14 protein-coding genes and 1 tRNA gene are annotated in these 15,699 nt (G+C 52.5%); 6 read left to right on the top strand and 9 right to left on the bottom strand.

Annotation, left to right across the window (positions count from 1 at the left end; all coding sequences use genetic code 11):
- The first annotated feature begins 34 nt into the window (after positions 1-34).
- Positions 35-2,272 carry a TonB-dependent siderophore receptor gene (locus tag SGBXF1_RS04240; protein ID WP_037423078.1) on the top strand — a complete coding sequence of 746 codons (2,238 nt, stop codon included), beginning with the start codon at positions 35-37 and terminating at the stop codon, positions 2,270-2,272.
- Positions 2,273-2,806: 534 nt separating this feature from the next.
- On the opposite strand, the gene puuE is transcribed toward SGBXF1_RS04240, so the two are convergent.
- The 3 genes from puuE to SGBXF1_RS04225 are packed head-to-tail and all read right to left on the bottom strand — an operon-like array spanning position 2,807 to position 5,254.
- A complete protein-coding gene (puuE, locus tag SGBXF1_RS04235) occupies positions 2,807-3,745 on the bottom strand; it encodes an allantoinase PuuE (RefSeq protein WP_186427874.1) in 939 nt (312 codons plus the stop codon).
- A 19-nt stretch (positions 3,746-3,764) separates the two neighbouring features.
- Positions 3,765-4,508 carry an allantoin racemase gene (gene hpxA, locus SGBXF1_RS04230; RefSeq protein ID WP_037422972.1) on the bottom strand — a complete coding sequence of 248 codons (744 nt, stop codon included), beginning with the start codon at positions 4,506-4,508 and terminating at the stop codon, positions 3,765-3,767.
- A complete protein-coding gene (locus SGBXF1_RS04225) occupies positions 4,505-5,254 on the bottom strand; it encodes a GntR family transcriptional regulator (RefSeq protein WP_186427873.1) in 750 nt (249 codons plus the stop codon). The genes hpxA and SGBXF1_RS04225 overlap by 4 nt, the downstream gene beginning before the upstream one ends.
- 165 nt (positions 5,255-5,419) lie before the next feature.
- Between SGBXF1_RS04225 and SGBXF1_RS04220 the strand changes: the two genes are divergently transcribed.
- Positions 5,420-6,880 (top strand): NCS1 family nucleobase:cation symporter-1, encoded by a 1,461-nt coding sequence (locus SGBXF1_RS04220; protein ID WP_037422966.1) that lies wholly within the window; start codon positions 5,420-5,422, stop codon positions 6,878-6,880.
- Between the two features lie 46 nt (positions 6,881-6,926).
- Here SGBXF1_RS04220 and SGBXF1_RS04215 read toward each other — a convergent pair.
- Both SGBXF1_RS04215 and dnaQ read right to left on the bottom strand, forming a co-directional pair.
- Positions 6,927-7,003: transfer RNA gene (locus tag SGBXF1_RS04215), tRNA-Asp, on the bottom strand.
- Between the two features lie 157 nt (positions 7,004-7,160).
- On the bottom strand, positions 7,161-7,901 hold the full coding sequence (gene dnaQ / locus SGBXF1_RS04210) for a DNA polymerase III subunit epsilon (RefSeq protein ID WP_037422963.1): 741 nt from the start codon (positions 7,899-7,901) through the stop codon (positions 7,161-7,163).
- A 72-nt stretch (positions 7,902-7,973) separates the two neighbouring features.
- Between dnaQ and rnhA the strand changes: the two genes are divergently transcribed.
- Positions 7,974-8,441, top strand: coding sequence for a ribonuclease HI (gene rnhA, locus SGBXF1_RS04205; RefSeq protein WP_061808633.1), 468 nt, complete (start codon positions 7,974-7,976; stop codon positions 8,439-8,441).
- On the opposite strand, the gene SGBXF1_RS04200 is transcribed toward rnhA, so the two are convergent.
- Positions 8,438-9,157, bottom strand: a complete 720-nt coding sequence (locus SGBXF1_RS04200) for a class I SAM-dependent methyltransferase (protein WP_186427872.1) — start codon at positions 9,155-9,157, stop codon at positions 8,438-8,440. The two genes, rnhA and SGBXF1_RS04200, sit on opposite strands and share 4 nt — an antisense overlap.
- Before the next feature lie 168 nt (positions 9,158-9,325).
- Between SGBXF1_RS04200 and gloB the strand changes: the two genes are divergently transcribed.
- Together gloB and mltD are read left to right on the top strand one after the other, a co-directional pair.
- Positions 9,326-10,081, top strand: coding sequence for a hydroxyacylglutathione hydrolase (gene gloB / locus SGBXF1_RS04195; protein ID WP_186427871.1), 756 nt, complete (start codon positions 9,326-9,328; stop codon positions 10,079-10,081).
- A gap of 71 nt (positions 10,082-10,152) precedes the next feature.
- Complete coding sequence (gene mltD, locus SGBXF1_RS04190) at positions 10,153-11,541, top strand: murein transglycosylase D (RefSeq protein ID WP_172479801.1); 1,389 nt, start codon at positions 10,153-10,155, stop codon at positions 11,539-11,541.
- 64 nt (positions 11,542-11,605) lie between these two features.
- Here mltD and SGBXF1_RS04185 read toward each other — a convergent pair whose 3' ends face one another.
- Positions 11,606-12,400 (bottom strand): endonuclease/exonuclease/phosphatase family protein, encoded by a 795-nt coding sequence (locus tag SGBXF1_RS04185; protein ID WP_073963495.1) that lies wholly within the window; start codon positions 12,398-12,400, stop codon positions 11,606-11,608.
- A gap of 236 nt (positions 12,401-12,636) precedes the next feature.
- Positions 12,637-13,812 carry an MFS transporter gene (locus tag SGBXF1_RS04180; protein ID WP_186427870.1) on the bottom strand — a complete coding sequence of 392 codons (1,176 nt, stop codon included), beginning with the start codon at positions 13,810-13,812 and terminating at the stop codon, positions 12,637-12,639.
- Positions 13,813-13,918: 106 nt separating this feature from the next.
- On the opposite strand from SGBXF1_RS04180, the gene yafC reads away from it, so the two are divergent.
- Positions 13,919-14,806 (top strand): DNA-binding transcriptional regulator YafC, encoded by an 888-nt coding sequence (gene yafC / locus SGBXF1_RS04175; protein ID WP_130379331.1) that lies wholly within the window; start codon positions 13,919-13,921, stop codon positions 14,804-14,806.
- Between the two features lie 42 nt (positions 14,807-14,848).
- On the opposite strand, the gene dkgB is transcribed toward yafC, so the two are convergent.
- Positions 14,849-15,652 carry a 2,5-didehydrogluconate reductase DkgB gene (gene dkgB, locus SGBXF1_RS04170; protein ID WP_186427869.1) on the bottom strand — a complete coding sequence of 268 codons (804 nt, stop codon included), beginning with the start codon at positions 15,650-15,652 and terminating at the stop codon, positions 14,849-14,851.
- Positions 15,653-15,699: the final 47 nt, after the last annotated feature.

The raw sequence follows: 15,699 nt of genomic DNA, 5'->3' as shown, positions 1-15,699 counted from the left end.
CACCAATGATGGGAAACACTGGAAGATAATAATGATGAAGCGTAAACACCTCTGGGTATTAAATCCTTGTCTGCTGGCGATGCTCGCACCAGCCGCAGCCTGGGCAGAAGAACAAAAAAGCGAAGAGCAGATGGTGGTTTCCGCCAGCCGCTCACACCGTACCGTGGCAGAAATGGCACAGACTACCTGGGTGATTGAGAGCCAGGAAATTGAGCAGCAGGTACAGGGTGGCAAAGAGATCAAGGACATGCTGGCGCAATTGATCCCAGGAATGGACGTCAGTGGCCAGGGCCGTACCAACTACGGCATGAACCTGCGCGGTCGTTCAATGATGGTGATGATCGACGGCGTGCGTTTGAACTCTTCACGCAGCGACAGCCGCCAGTTGGATTCGATCGATCCCTTTAACATCGACCACATTGAAGTGATCTCCGGTGCCACCTCGCTGTACGGCGGCGGCAGTACCGGCGGTTTGATCAACATCGTCACCAAAAAAGGCCAGAAAGAGCAGCAGGTTGAGTTGCAGATCGGTGGCAAAACCGGCTTTGGCGGCCATAACGACCACGACGAGAACGTCGCGGCGGCAGTCAGCGGCGGTAACGATAATGCCTCGGGCCGTCTGTCAGTCTCTTACCAACGTTATGGCGGTTGGTACGATGGCAAGGGCAATGAAGTCCTGATCGACAATACCCAGACTGGCCTGCAGTATTCCGATCGTCTCGACGTGATGGGTACCGGCACCATCAATATCGACGACCACCAGCAGCTGCAACTGACTACCCAGTATTACAAAAGCCAGTCCGATGGCGATCACGGTTTGTTCCTGGGAGAAAATTTCTCCGCAGTGACCGGCAACGCCAAAGCGTATAACAGCGGCAACCTGAATTCGGATCGTATTCCTGGCACTGAACGTCACCTGATTAACCTGCAGTACTCCAACACCGATTTCCTCGGTCAGGATCTGGTGGCGCAGGTTTATTATCGCGATGAATCGCTGACCTTCTACCCGTTCCCGACGCTGGCGGGCAAAGCACCGAACTACTACGTCAGCAGCATCGGCGCCTCACAGCAGAAAACCGACTTTTACGGCGGCAAGCTGACGCTGAACAGCAAACCGATCGACGCCCTGACGCTGACCTATGGCATCGACGCCGAGCATGAAACGTTTAATTCCAACCAGCAGTTCTTCAATCTGGCGAAGGCACAGCAATCCGGTGGTATGACGCTGGAGAATGCCTATAACACCGGTCGCTATCCGGGTTATACCACCAGCAACCTGGCCACGTTCATGCAGGCCAGTTACGATATCAACCCTATCTTTACCCTAAGCGGCGGTGTGCGTTATCAGTACACTGAAAACAAGATTGATGACTTTGTTGGCTATAGCCAACAACAGGCCATCGCCACCGGCGGCGCGACGTCAGCGGATGCGATCCCAGGCGGGAAAACCGACTATAACAACGCCCTGTTCAACGCCGGCCTGCTGGCGCACCTGACCGAACGTCAACAGACCTGGATCAACTTCTCGCAGGGCTATGAAATCCCGGATCCGGGCAAATATTACGGCAACGGCACTTATTCGCTGAACAATGGCCACTATCAGTTGAACAAAAGCGTCAACGTCGGCGATTCCAAGCTGGAAGGGATCAAGGTTAACTCCTATGAGCTCGGCTGGCGCTATACCGGCGATAATCTGCGCACGCAGATCGCCGGCTACTACTCACTGTCCGATAAGAGTATTTCAATCAATAAAACCGACATGACTATCAACGTCAATTCCGATAAGCGTCGTATTTATGGGGTAGAAGGCGCAGTCGATTACTTCTTCGAAGACAGTGACTGGAGCGCGGGTACCAACTTCAATTTCATCCGCTCCGAGACCAAGGTCAACGGCGAGTGGAAAAAGCTGTTGGTGGACACTGCAAGCCCATCAAAAGTCACTGCCTATGTCGGCTGGGCACCGGGCGACTGGAATCTGCGTTTGCAGTCTCAACAGAGCTTCGACGTATCGGATGATGGTGATTACACCAAAGCCGGTTCCACTCAGGGCCGCAAAATTGATGGCTACAACACCATCGATTTCCTCGGTAGTTACGCTCTGCCGGTGGGTAAACTCAGTTTCAGTGTAGAGAACCTGCTGGACAAGGAATACACCACTGTCTGGGGCCAACGTGCACCGATCCTTTATAGTCCAACCTACGGCTCTCCAGAGCTGTACAGCTATAAAGGCCGCGGTCGCACCTTTGGTCTGAATTACTCCGTACTGTTCTGATCCTGTGGGTGCAATAGATGCGCCCAAACAGAATGGCAAAAGGGTCGTATCGGCCCTTTTGCCCGTTAATATTTATCTAAGAATGTGAGCACGGTTTCGGTCGATAAATATGCGATGTCCTATGCAGTTTATGCGCCCCGACCGAGCAAGGGACCGTAAGGCGCGGTCCCTTGCAACCCGCGCCTTTGCCCTGTCAGACGGTTGGCTTCGCCAACTGCCCTCCCTTCGTCACGTCGCATCACGGCCAGCTACTACAGGCGTCCCTGCCTGTCTCGCTTGAAACCGCCGTCCATGGCGGTTTCGCCTATGCGCCGTTCCTGCGTTCGGCGTCTTCAAGGGCATATAACCACGTGCTCATATCTCAGCATCACCGTTATTTTCAGCCCGTAACGTCAAACACAATGGATAGTCTGCCCAGCGACGACGGGTTCAGGTATCGACTTTCGGCCCAAATGTTCCTTTACACGTCACTAACAGAAACCAGAGAAGTAATCTGTCAGGCCTAGCTGAGCAGTATTGCCGTATCGGCCTTTTTTATTGATTGAACGGATGCTGCGCCAGCCAATGATCGGCGATGTCTTGCCGCCGGCATACCCAAACTCTGTCGTGTTGTTCGATATAATCCAGGAAACGTTGTAACGCACGGAATTTGCCCGGACGCCCGAGTAAGCGGCAATGCATCCCGATCGACAACATCTTCGGAGACTCCGCCCCTTCGGCGTACAGCACATCAAAGCTGTCTTTCAGATAAGTGAAGAACTGCTCACCGGTGTTAAACCCTTGCGGTGAGGCAAAACGCATGTCATTGGCTTCCAGGGTATAGGGCACAATCAAATGCGGTTTTTTCTCACCATCTGAACACAGCACCTCGGTCCAGAACGGCAGATCGTCACCGTAATAATCGCTGTCGTACAACAGGCCACCTTGTTCCACCACCAGCCGACGGGTATTTGGGCTGTCGCGGCCGGTATACCAACCGAGTGGAGCCTTGCCGAAAAGCTCACGCAATACCGTGATGGCCTGCTGCATATGCTGCCGTTCGGTCGCTTCATCCATATGTTGATAGTGGATCCAGCGCCAACCGTGGCTGACTACGTCGTAATCGGCGTTTTTGATCGCTTCAACCACCAACGGGTTACGCGCCAACGCCATCGCCACACCAAACACCGTCAACGGCAGGCCACGACGCTGAAACTCATTATGAATACGCCAGAATCCAGCGCGTGAACCATATTCGTACAGGGAATCCATCGACATGTGCCGCTCCGGATAACTGGCAGCACCGATGATATCGGAAAGGAATTGTTCAGAACCCGCATCCCCATGCAGCACGTTATTTTCCGCGCCTTCCTCGTAATTGAGGACAAACTGCACTGCGATGCGTGCCTGTCCGGGCCAACGAGCATGAGGCGGTTGCCCGCCGTAGCCGATCAAATCACGGGGGTAATCTTTATTGAACTGGTACTCACTCATCGCTGCTTCCCTTTTCTGATTACCCGTTGAAACTGCTAAACATGCCGGACAAGGGTTTTGCTTGTGGGAAATCCAGATCGCCGTGTTTACTGGTGCTCAGACCGAGCGCATGCAGTGATTCGATCATTTTCACCGCAGCGCTGACGCCGTCGATCACTGGGATCCCCAATTCCAACGTCAGTTCTCGCGCTAAATCGGCCATCCCTCCACAACCGAGCACAATCGCCCCGCTGCCGTCCTGCTGTTTTGTTCGGATGCACTGTTCACGCACTTTTTGCTGAGCCAGACCACTGCCATCTTCCAGCGCGAGTACCGGTAGATCAATCGCATGCAACGCGGCACAGTGCCGTTCAAAACCATATTGATGCAACAAATGCCGTGCGATGACTAAGGTACGCGGCAGAGTGGTGACAATGGAAAAACGCGTCGCGACCAGCGTCGCCATATGCATTGCTGCTTCAGCGATCCCAATCACTGGCCGGTTTGCCAGTTCACGTGCCGCCAGCAGGCCCGGATCGCCGAAACAGGCGATGATATGACCGCTGACGCCAGCCTCCCGCCCCAGCTTTACCTGCTGCAACACACCGATGGCCGCGATGGCTTCGTCAAAATGCCCTTCTATCGACGGTGCCCCAGCTTGCGGGCTAACGGCCAGAATCTCCGTACCCGGAGCGGCTACCGAGCGAGCAGCGACGGCTATGGTTTCGGTCATCGCCAAGCTAGTATTCGGATTAATGACCTGAATAATGCAGCGAGCGGTCATAGCGACTCCCGTGATGCGGTTGCAGCAAAAATATGGGCGAAATCCGGCGCCTCATTGGCACCTTGGTCAAACTGTAGATTAGCCACGATATCGTCAAAATGGCGGGACAGGTGATCCGCCAACGCTGCACTGTCCTTCGCACGCAACAACGTCAGTAGATCGGTGTGATCATGGCAACGACAGCCTTGCTGCCAGGGAGAACCGTATACAGCTATCACCAGCGATGAGCGCAATGTGAGCAGTGAAACCATTTCCGTCAGCACTTGATTGCCGGCAATCGCCTGCAGCTGCACGTGGAACGACGCAGACAGACGAATCGCCGCAGCCCCGTCCTGATCGCGATGCGCCTGCTGTTCCTGTGCCACGATCTCTTCCATCGCCAACAAATGATCTTCACTGCAGTGAGCAATCACCTGCGGCAGGTTGGCACACTCCAGCATTTTTCGCGTTTGGAAAACGTGAGCAGCTTCGTCTTGCCCCGGCGTTGCCACTTGTGCACCACGTTTGGGCAATTGGGTGACCAATTGCACTGCAGCAAGGCGCTGCAATACCCGCCGAATGCCGGTCCGGCTAACACCAAACGTTTCTGCCAGCGCTTCTTCCGGCAGTTTACTGCCGGGCAACAACCGGTGTTCGACAATGGCTTTCACCAGCGAGTTATAAATATGATCGTCTTTATCTTCAATGAAGTAAGTGGCCTGTTGCCCCTGCCACACAGCGCTGGCGCCGTTCGTCATACCGATCATTTTTCTGCTCCCCGTCCCCTTCGATAGCCAAATCGTATACAAAAAACAGATATTTTGTATACAAGAAAACACAGTCTGGCCTGGATCCTGCAAAAGCCCTCCCAGCAAGCTTTACCAAAAACAGATAACGACATCCGGGTGACGTTCTTGAGAGGAGCACGATTTATGCCAAACCCTAATGAAAACTACAGTCCTAAGCTGTGCAACGATGACCTGGCACCTACGCGTGACCAAAACTGGAGCTGGTACAACATCTTTTCTTTCTGGATGTCGGATGTGCACAGTATGGGTGGCTATGTGGTGGCAGCCAGCTTCTTCGCCCTCGGTCTGTCGAGCTGGCAGGTGCTAATTTGCCTGTTGGCAGGAATTTGCATCGTACAGTTTTGCGCTAATCTGGTGGCCAAACCCAGCCAACTTGGCGGCGTGCCTTACGCCGTATTAAGCCGCCAGGCGTTTGGCGTGTTTGGTGCCAATATTCCCGCGGTGATCCGTGGCATGATTGCCTTCGCCTGGTACGGCATCCAAACCTATCTGGCTTCCAACGCACTGATGCTGACACTGCTGAAATTCTTCCCGTCGCTGGAGCCGATGACCCAACCACATTTTCTTGGGCTATCGCAGCTTGGATGGTTTTGCTACATCACCATGTGGCTGTTGCAAGCAATGGTGTTTTGGCATGGTATGCAGGCCATTAAACGCTTTATCGATATCGCCGGGCCGGCAGTGTATGTGGTGATGTTCGCACTGGCGGGCTGGATTATTTACCGCGTCGGTTTTTCCAACCTTTCCCTCACGCTAACAAGTAAAAACCTGAGTGCCGGCGAACAAGGTTGGTTAATGCTAACCGCCACTGCGCTAGTGGTATCTTATTTTTCAGGCCCACTGCTTAACTTTGGCGATTTTACCCGCTACGGCAAAAGTTTTGCCGAGGTGCAACGCGGCAACCGTTGGGGACTGCCGTTTAACTATCTGTTATTTTCGCTGGTGACCGTGGTGATTGTTTCCGGCACCTTGCCGTTGTTCGGGCAGCTCATCACCGATCCCATCGAAACAGTCACCCGTCTCGACAGTGATATTGCCGTCGCCCTTGGGTTGCTGACCATGATAGTGGCCACTATTGGCATTAATATTGTGGCCAACTTTGTATCACCAGCATTTGATTTCTCTAACTGCTCACCGCAGAAGATCAGCTTCCGTACTGGCGGAATGATTGCCGCCGTCGGCTCATTTCTGCTCACGCCGTGGAATCTGTTTCAGTCGCCCGAGTTGATTCATTACACACTGGATGTTCTGGCGGCCTTTATCGGCCCACTGTTCGGCATTCTGTTGATGGATTTTTACATCATCAAGCGGGGGGAATTGCATGTCGATGATTTGTATAACGCCACCCCGGCCGGTCGCTACTGGTACAAAAACGGGTTCAACCCGAATGCGATCTGGGCGCTGGTACCTGCGGTGATGATTGGACTGGCGATCAGCTTCACACCGGGTTTGCACGAGGTGGCAAACTTCAGTTGGTTTATCGGTGCTGCGTTGGGTGGAGGATGCTATCGGATCATTGCCCGCCGAGAATGGGCAGCCAATCAGGCGGTCACCTTTGCCAAAGCCGAATTGAGCAAAGATTAAAAACAACGAAGCCCTGAGTTATTGCTAACTCAGGGCTTCTGAATGTTGGCGGAACGGACGGGGCTCGAACCCGCGACCCCCTGCGTGACAGGCAGGTATTCTAACCAACTGAACTACCGCTCCGCGCCGTTCTTCTCTTTCGAGAGGAACGAGGCGCATATTACGGTTGAGTCAGTATGGCGTCAATGCCTTTTTCTTACCAAATGAACCGTTTGCGCAGTTTTTCAGCTAACACGACGTAAAGGTTATCCGACTGCCTTTTTATACGCCGAAAACAGCATTACTCCACTTCTGTGCGCCACAAGCAACTGCCACCTTTTTTCGCCACCAGATCCAGGCGAGCTTCGTGCGCGACCACTTCTTCATCGTTGGCATAGACCACTTTCATCGTTGTCGCCGGGCGAACAATACGCTGAATGTCCTGCGTTGAGTTGTTATTTTGCGTATCCCCTTCCATCTGGAACGCGATCGACGTCTGACCACCGGTCATCGCCAGATACACTTCCGCCAGGATTTCGGCATCGAGCAATGCGCCGTGCAAGGTACGCTTGCTGTTGTCTATCTCATAACGACTGCACAGGGCATCGAGGTTATTACGTTTGCCTGGGAACAGGCGACGCGCCATTAACAGGCTGTCGGTAATGGTGCAGAAGGTATCGGTCTTCGGGATGCCCTGTTGCAGCATGCGGAATTCGTGATCCATAAAGCCGATGTCGAACGCCGCGTTATGGATGACTAACTCACCGCCGCGGATAAAGTCGATAAACTCATCGGCAATTTGGTCAAACGTCGGTTTATCTGCCAGGAATTCATCGCTGATGCCATGAACCCCATAGGCCTCTGGATCGACCAGGCGATCAGGCTTGATATAAACGTGATAGTGACGCCCCGTCGGGCGACGGTTAATCACCTCGACCGCACCAATTTCAATGATGCGGTGGCCTTCGTAATGCACCCCGAGTTTGTTCATACCGGTGGTTTCGGTATCGAGGACAATCTGTCTGGTGGTTGTAGAGATCATATTGCAGTGCTCACAGCGCTCGTTTATGTCAGACTTGGCTTTTATAAAACTGATAGGAAGAGTCTACCAGAGATGCTCAAACAGGTAGAAATTTTCACCGACGGCTCCTGCCTTGGCAATCCGGGCCCCGGTGGTTATGGCGCAATATTGCGTTATAAACAGACTGAGAAAACCTTCAGCGCGGGCTTCCGCCTGACCACCAACAACCGTATGGAGATGATGGCGGCCATTGTCGCGCTAGAAGCTCTGACAACGCCTTGTGAAGTGATCCTCAGCACTGACAGCCAATATGTGCGCCAGGGCATCACCAGTTGGATCCACAACTGGAAAAAGCGCGGTTGGAAAACCGCCGACAAAAAACCGGTTAAGAATGTCGATCTGTGGCAACGGTTGGATTTAGCTATTCAGCGCCACACCATCAAATGGGAATGGGTCAAAGGCCACGCCGGTCACCCGGAAAACGAACGTTGTGACGTACTGGCACGTGATGCAGCGGGTAACCCAACCCAAGATGATGTGGGTTACAAACCGGAAAGCTAAGGCAGTTTGCGATAACTCTTGGTCGCGCCAACAGCGCGGCTGAGAGAAGGCTTTCTCGCCCCAAGCTTCATCGGTGTTGGCGTCAACGGCAAAGTGCGTTTACGCGCAACAATCACGCTTATACACCCCAGCGCCGGTAAATGCGTACACAGAAACTTCCCGCCTTTGCGTTGCCACGGCAGCACGTGAAAACGCGACTGATATAACACTTCATAATTCAACAGGCTCAGCCAGTCCAGCAAACGCATTTGGGTGAACATCCGGCTGACATAGGGCTGACGACGACGCAATCCCGGTACCAGCTTACCTAAGCCCAGCAAACTGAACGGGTTGAAACTGCTGATCACCAACCAACCGTCATCAATCAACACGCGATCGACTTCACGCAGCATCCGGTGCGGATCGTCAGCATAAGACAGCGTATGCGCCAATAAACAGGCATCCACGGATTTAGCAGCAAAGGGCAACTGGTAGGCATCCGCGATCACCTGCAGATTTTCACCCTCCAGACCCGCATTCACCTGATGGGAAATAGCACACTTGTCGGTTGCCAGACTAGCGCTGAGATTGCCGAGCTTAAGCAGATGGAAACCAAACAGCTTCGGCCACCAGGGTTGCAACTGCCGTTCGAGCGCCTCACGATAGTATTCCCCCCACGGCAACTCTGCCCAAGACTGTGGGCCGGTGAGCTTTTGTAGAGTATGGGCTGGTTTCATGATTTAGTATCTTCTCTACCCAATGGATTCAAATTGCAGCCAGGTGGCTAACTCGTGTCCCCAAGCGCTAACGCCAGTCAGTCACTGGGTGAGCGTGTGCAGCAGCGAACAGCACCGCGTTTAGAAAGACGACGTGTAAATCAAGCCGTTACCAACAAGAGGTCTTACATGAATCTTATCAGCATTCCCGCCTTCCAGGACAATTACATTTGGTTATTGGATAACCAGAAAGGGCATTGCATTATTGTCGATCCCGGCGAAGCGCAACCGGTACTCGAAGCGCTCGATCGTCTACATCTGGTGCCTGACGCTATTCTACTCACCCATCATCATCACGATCACGTCGGTGGCGTAGCGCAAATCACGGCGCGCTATCCAGGGCTAAAAGTCTATGGCCCGCAGGAAACTGCAGACAAAGGCGCCAACCACATCGTTCATAATGGCGAAACCATCGAAATAAACGGTCAAAAATTCGCCACAATCGCCGTTCCCGGACATACATTGGGACATGTGGCATTCTATAGCGCGCCTTATCTGTTCTGCGGAGACACTATTTTCTCTGCTGGCTGCGGCAGACTGTTCGAAGGGACCGCCGAGCAAATGTACGACTCATTTCAACAACTCGCGCAACTTCCCGATAACACCTTAATTTGTTGCGCGCATGAATATACGCTTTCAAATCTTAAGTTTGCGCGGGCTATTTTGCCGGAAGATCGAGAGATTGAAACATATCAGCAACATGTCGCTGCGTTACGGGCAAAAGGCCAACCCAGCGTGCCCACCACGCTACAATTAGAGCGTATAATTAACTTATTTTTACGCTGTCATGACACTGATTTACAAAGAGAATTAGACTTTCATACGCCACCACAAGACCTTCATTCAGTTTTTTCCGAATTACGCCTGCGGAAAGACAACTTCTGAGCTTTTAGTTGTGTTATTTGACGAAGCAAAGTATGATTGCTCGTCTTTTAAGCAACTACATTGACACACACATGAAGGCTAAAGCGATATTTCTCGCCTCAGTCTTGCTAGTGGGGTGCCAGTCGTCCAGGCAGGACGCACCGGCCCCAGAACAGCATGCACAGAGTTTGTCTTCGGCAGGTCAAGAAGGTGAAGCAGGAGAGTACACAGCGAATGGTCGAGCGAGCTCGGCGCGGTGGCTAGATAACAATAGTGGTGCCGCGCAACAGAACCTGTGGAACTTCATTAGCGACGAGCTGAAGATGGAGGTTCCGGAAAATTCCCGGATCCGTGATCAAAAAAGAAAGTACCTAAAAAGTAAGAGCTATCTCCACGATGTAACATTACGGGCAGAGCCGTACATGTACTGGATAGTCGGGCAGATTAAGAAACGTAATATGCCGATGGAACTGGTACTGCTACCCATAGTGGAGAGCGCTTTTGACCCACACGCCACGTCAAGTGCCAACGCCGCAGGGCTATGGCAAATCGTGCCGCAAACGGGTCGGAATTATGGTTTGAAAAACAATCAGTGGTATGACGGGCGACGCGATGTTGTGGCCTCGACGACTGCTGCGCTTGATATGATGCAGTATTTGAACCGCATGTTTAACGGTGACTGGTTACTGACCATTGCCGCTTATAACAGTGGTGAAGGCCGAGTCATGCAGGCGGTTAAGGCGAATAAGCGCCAGGGTAAGCCAACCAATTTCTGGGCATTGTCGCTTCCACGTGAAACGTCAATTTATGTCCCGAAAATGCTGGCACTGAGCGACATCATTAAAAACAGCAAGAAGTACGGTATCAATCTCCCTAAGACTGATAACACCCGTGCACTGGCGCGTATTGATGTTGGGCAGCAAATACAGTTAACTCAGGCGGCTGAGATGGCTGGGCTTTCTCTTACCAAGATGAAAGCTTACAACCCTGGCTACAAAAAAGGCGTTACGGCACCCAACGGGCCCCATTACATTATGGTTCCCAAAGGTCATGCCGATCAGCTGAAAGACTCGTTGGCCGATGGCCAGATCGCAGTGACGCAGCCGACAACACAGTTGGCGAAGAACAGCGGTTTGACTGGTGGAAGTTCGTATAAAGTGCGCTCCGGCGACACGGTATCGGGCATCGCCAAACGGTTGAACATTAAGTCCAGCGATTTGCAGAGTTGGAACAACTTACGTGCCAAGAGCACCTTAAAAGTTGGGCAAACCCTGCAAGTGGCCAGCAACACTGGCAATAACAGCAGTATCACCTATCAAGTTCGTAAAGGTGATTCGCTCGCCAGCATTGCACGTCGTCACGGCGTCGATATTAACGACGTGATGCGTTGGAACTCAACGCTTGCAAAGGCCAACAACAGCCTGCAACCAGGTCTGAAATTGACTTTGTTTGTCAGCGATAAAACGTCGCCGGATACCTAAATTTTCGGCACAAAAAAAGCACCCTTCGGGGTGCTTTTTTATTGTCTGTATTTTGGGCACTGCACTACCAGTGTGGTTTATCGGCTTCCGGATGAAACTCCACCAGCAGCGGGTTATGATCCGACGCACTGGTCACCAGTACCGAAGCCTCAGCCACACCCATGTTGCGATAAAACACAAAGTCCAATGGGCGCCCAAAGGCCTTACGGCGATGATCATCCGTGAAGCTCACCTCACGCAATGCCATATCACTGGCAAACTGATACAGCGCATTGATGCGTTTACGGCTCCAAGCATTAAAATCACCGGCCATGATTACCGGACCGTGATGATTGGCAATTTGTTCACCAATCGGCCCCAGTTGCTTACTATAAACGTCCACCCCCAGGCTAAAGTTCACCGCATGGATATTCACGACCATCAATAACTGACCATTAAATAACGGGTAGACGGTGATCAACGCCGACTTGGCTAATCGCAGCAGTGGTTCACGCTCGCGTAACGGACAACAGTAGACCGGATGTGCCGCCGCCAGTGTCATGACCCCAGAAGGGTGCTGTGGCAACACAAAAGCAGGAACCTGATCGGCAGCCAGATAATTTGAGGTCGCGAAACTCACCAGTTCAGGCGTCGTTTGCGCTTCCTGCAACAGTACCAGTTGCGCATCCTTACCATAACTTTTCAACACCGAAAGCCAATCGGCCCGTTGCTGCTTAAAGATATTCCACACCATTACCCGTAACGCACCAGATGTGGGCAATGCAGCCCCGGGTGGCAGCGGTTGATTAATGGCGCCAGGGAAAATTCGCTCAACTGGCTGGCCTGCAACATACCTCATTGCATAAGTTCGTTTCGGCACGCTATTCGCCTATTTCCCATTAGGATGAAACTGGCGGTGACATTCCCGCCAACAATAATTCGATTATACGCCTGCCCTGACATGACGGCATGGCTTTTACGGGGCATACCCTTTTCAGTTATAGGGGCGTAAGGCGGGGAATTCAATCTTCTGACAGTATATGTGTGTAAAGGTTGACGGCGGTGAAGCCTAAATGCAAAAAGGCCCGCAAAAGATGCGGGCCACGGAAATGGGGATTAAGCCAGTTGCTGTCGGTATTTTTTATCCAACCGTCCGCTAACGCCGACCAGTAACAGTGCCACCAACACAATCAGTGCACCAATCCACGGCGTTTGCGCCAATCCCAAGCTTACTACGGTCTGACCGCCAATCACCGACCCCAGTGCAATACCTACGTTAAAGGCCGCGATATTCAGACCGGAAGCGACATCCACGGCATTTGGCGTGTACTGTTCTGCCTTCTGCACGACGTACACCTGCAGGCCCGGAACGTTACCAAAGGCAAATACCCCCATCACGATCACCGTCATCAACGCGGCAACACTGTGGCTGGCAGTGAACTGGAACACCAACAGCAACGCGGCCAGCGCGGCAAAAATAAAACTGAGCGCGCGTACCGCCCCGTGTCGATCCGCGAGTTTGCCGCCCCAAATATTACCAATCGCCACAGCAATACCGTAGGCCAACAGAATCCAACTGACAGCCGGAGCAGAAAAGCCCGCCAGTTCCTGCATCATCGGTGCCAGGAAGGTAAAGGTTGTGAACACACCACCGTAGCCCAATGCAGTAATCGCGTAGATCAGCAGCAGACGTGGATGAGTCAGTACTTTAAACTGCTCGCCAATACTGGCACTGGCCTGATTTTTAATATTGTTTGGCACCAAAATCATGCTGGCTACGGTAGCAATCACGCCGATCAACGACACCGCCAGGAAGGTTTCACGCCAACCAAAGTGCTGACCGATAAAGGTCCCCAACGGTACCCCGGTCACCAGCGCTACCGTCAGGCCTCCAAACATGATGGCAATCGCCGAGGCGGCTTTCTCTTTCGCGACCAAACTGGTGGCAATAGTGGAGCCTATGGAGAAAAACACCCCGTGGGCCAGACCGGTCAGCAGGCGAGCCACCACCAGCGACTCATAGCTTGGCGACTGCCAGGCCAATAAGTTACCCAAGGTAAACAACACCATCAGGCTAATCAGCAACAGTTTGCGTGGTACCCGGCTCGTTAATGCCGTCAGGACCGGTGCTCCAATGGCCACGCCGATGGCATAAATGGTCACCAGCAGTCCGGCTGAAGGGACCGTCACTCCAAGTTGTTCTGCAATCGTCGGGATTAGCCCAACAATCACGAATTCCGTTGTACCGATAGCAAAGGCACTGATGGTCAATGCAAGTAATGCGAGAGGCATCTTTTTTACTCCAAATAGCGTTCAGGTTGATGACGGCTATTATCGGCGCATGGTTAAATGATAAAAATGCTCAAAATATCAAATTAATTTTGCCAAAGGAGCAATAGTGAAAGCGAATTCCGATGAGCTAATCACCTTCGTTACCGTGGTTGAAAGCGGCAGTTTCAGCCGGGCGGCAGAGCGACTGGACCAAGCTAATTCCGTCGTTAGTCGCACGGTCAAGAAGCTGGAAACCAAGCTGGGCGTCACGTTGCTCAACCGCACTACACGCCAAATCAGCCTGACGCAGGAAGGAGAAAACTATTTCCGCCAAGTGCAGAAGGTACTGAGTGATATGGCTGCGGCAGAAAACGCATTAATGGAAAGTCGCCAACGCCCTCAAGGGTTACTGCGCGTCGATGCCGCAACACCGGTGGTATTACACGTATTAACGCCGTTGGTGGCGGAGTTTCGGGCGCTTTATCCGGAAATGTCGTTGTCGCTGGTGTCCTCAGAAAACTTTATCAATCTGATAGAACGTAAGGTCGATATTGCTATTCGCGTCGGCGAATTAACCGACTCCAGCCTAAAAGCACGCAAACTGATGACCAGCTATCGGCAGATACTGGCCTCCCCTGCCTATTTAGCACAGTACGGCACGCCACAATGCGTAGAGGATCTGGCGCAGCACTGCTGCATAGGTTTTAACGATCTACCCAGCCTGAACCGCTGGCCGCTCGCGTGTGCCGACGGCCGACAGTTAGAAATCACCCCAAGCCTGACCACCAACAGCGGTGAAACCCAGCGCCATTTGAGCCTGCACGGTAACGGCATTGCTTGCTTGTCAGATTTTATGACTGAGGCAGATATCAAACGCGGCGATCTGGTACCAATCTTAGTGAAAGAGACACTGCCGGTAGCAATGCCGATCAATGCGGTGTATTACAGTGACAGCGCAGTCAGCAACCGCCTGCGCAGCTTTATCGATTTTATCAGTGAGCGTCTGGCACAATAAAAAAGGCGCCCGTCTGGGCGCCTCGATGCGTATGATGTCAAATCAATCCCAGTTCGGAGCCAGGCCTTCCGGGCTGACCAAACGGCCATTATTTTCCAACGTGGCGATCTCCGCCATTTCTTCGGCAGTCAGCGTCAACTGTTGCGCCAACAGATTGCTCGCCAGGTTTTCACGTTTGGTCGATGATGGGATTACCGCGTAACCCAGTTGCAATGCCCAAGCCAAGATGACTTGAGCCGGGGTAGCATTGCGGCGTGCCGCGATCGCCTTGATAGTCTCATCCTGCAATGCTTTGCCATAAGCCAGCGTCATGTAGGAGGTAATAGCAATGCCATGCTGTTGGGCAAACTCCACCACTTTGCGGTTCTGCAAGTATGGCGAAAGCTCAATCTGGTTTGTGGCAATTTGATCCGCCCCCACGGCGTCAATTGCCTGTTGCATCAGATCCAGCGTGAAGTTGGACACACCAATCTGACGCGTCAGGCCCAACGCTTTCGCCTCCGCTAACTCAGTCATAAACTCTGCGACAGAGACTTCATCATTCGGCGAAGGCCAATGGATTAAGGTTAAATCAACATAGGAGGTTTGCAGCTTTGCCAGACTTTCTTGCAGGCTTGGGATCAGCTTGCCCTTCGCCAGATTGGCGATCCAAATCTTGGTAGTGATGAACAGTTCGTCACGCGGAACACCGCTGGCGGCAATCGCCTGGCCTACCGCCGCTTCGTTCTCATAGATTTGTGCAGTATCAATGACACGATATCCCAGTGCCAGTGCTGTGCTGACCGAGTCGATCACGACCTGATCCTGAAGACGGAAAGTGCCTAAACCAAATGCAGGGATGCCCATAATTTTATTCTCTCATTAGGATGTTAAAGCGATATGAGAGGATTATG

Source organism: Serratia grimesii (assembly GCF_900186025.1).
GTDB classification, from domain to species: Bacteria; Pseudomonadota; Gammaproteobacteria; order Enterobacterales; family Enterobacteriaceae; genus Serratia; species Serratia grimesii.
This window is presented reverse-complemented; position numbering and strand designations above follow the sequence as displayed.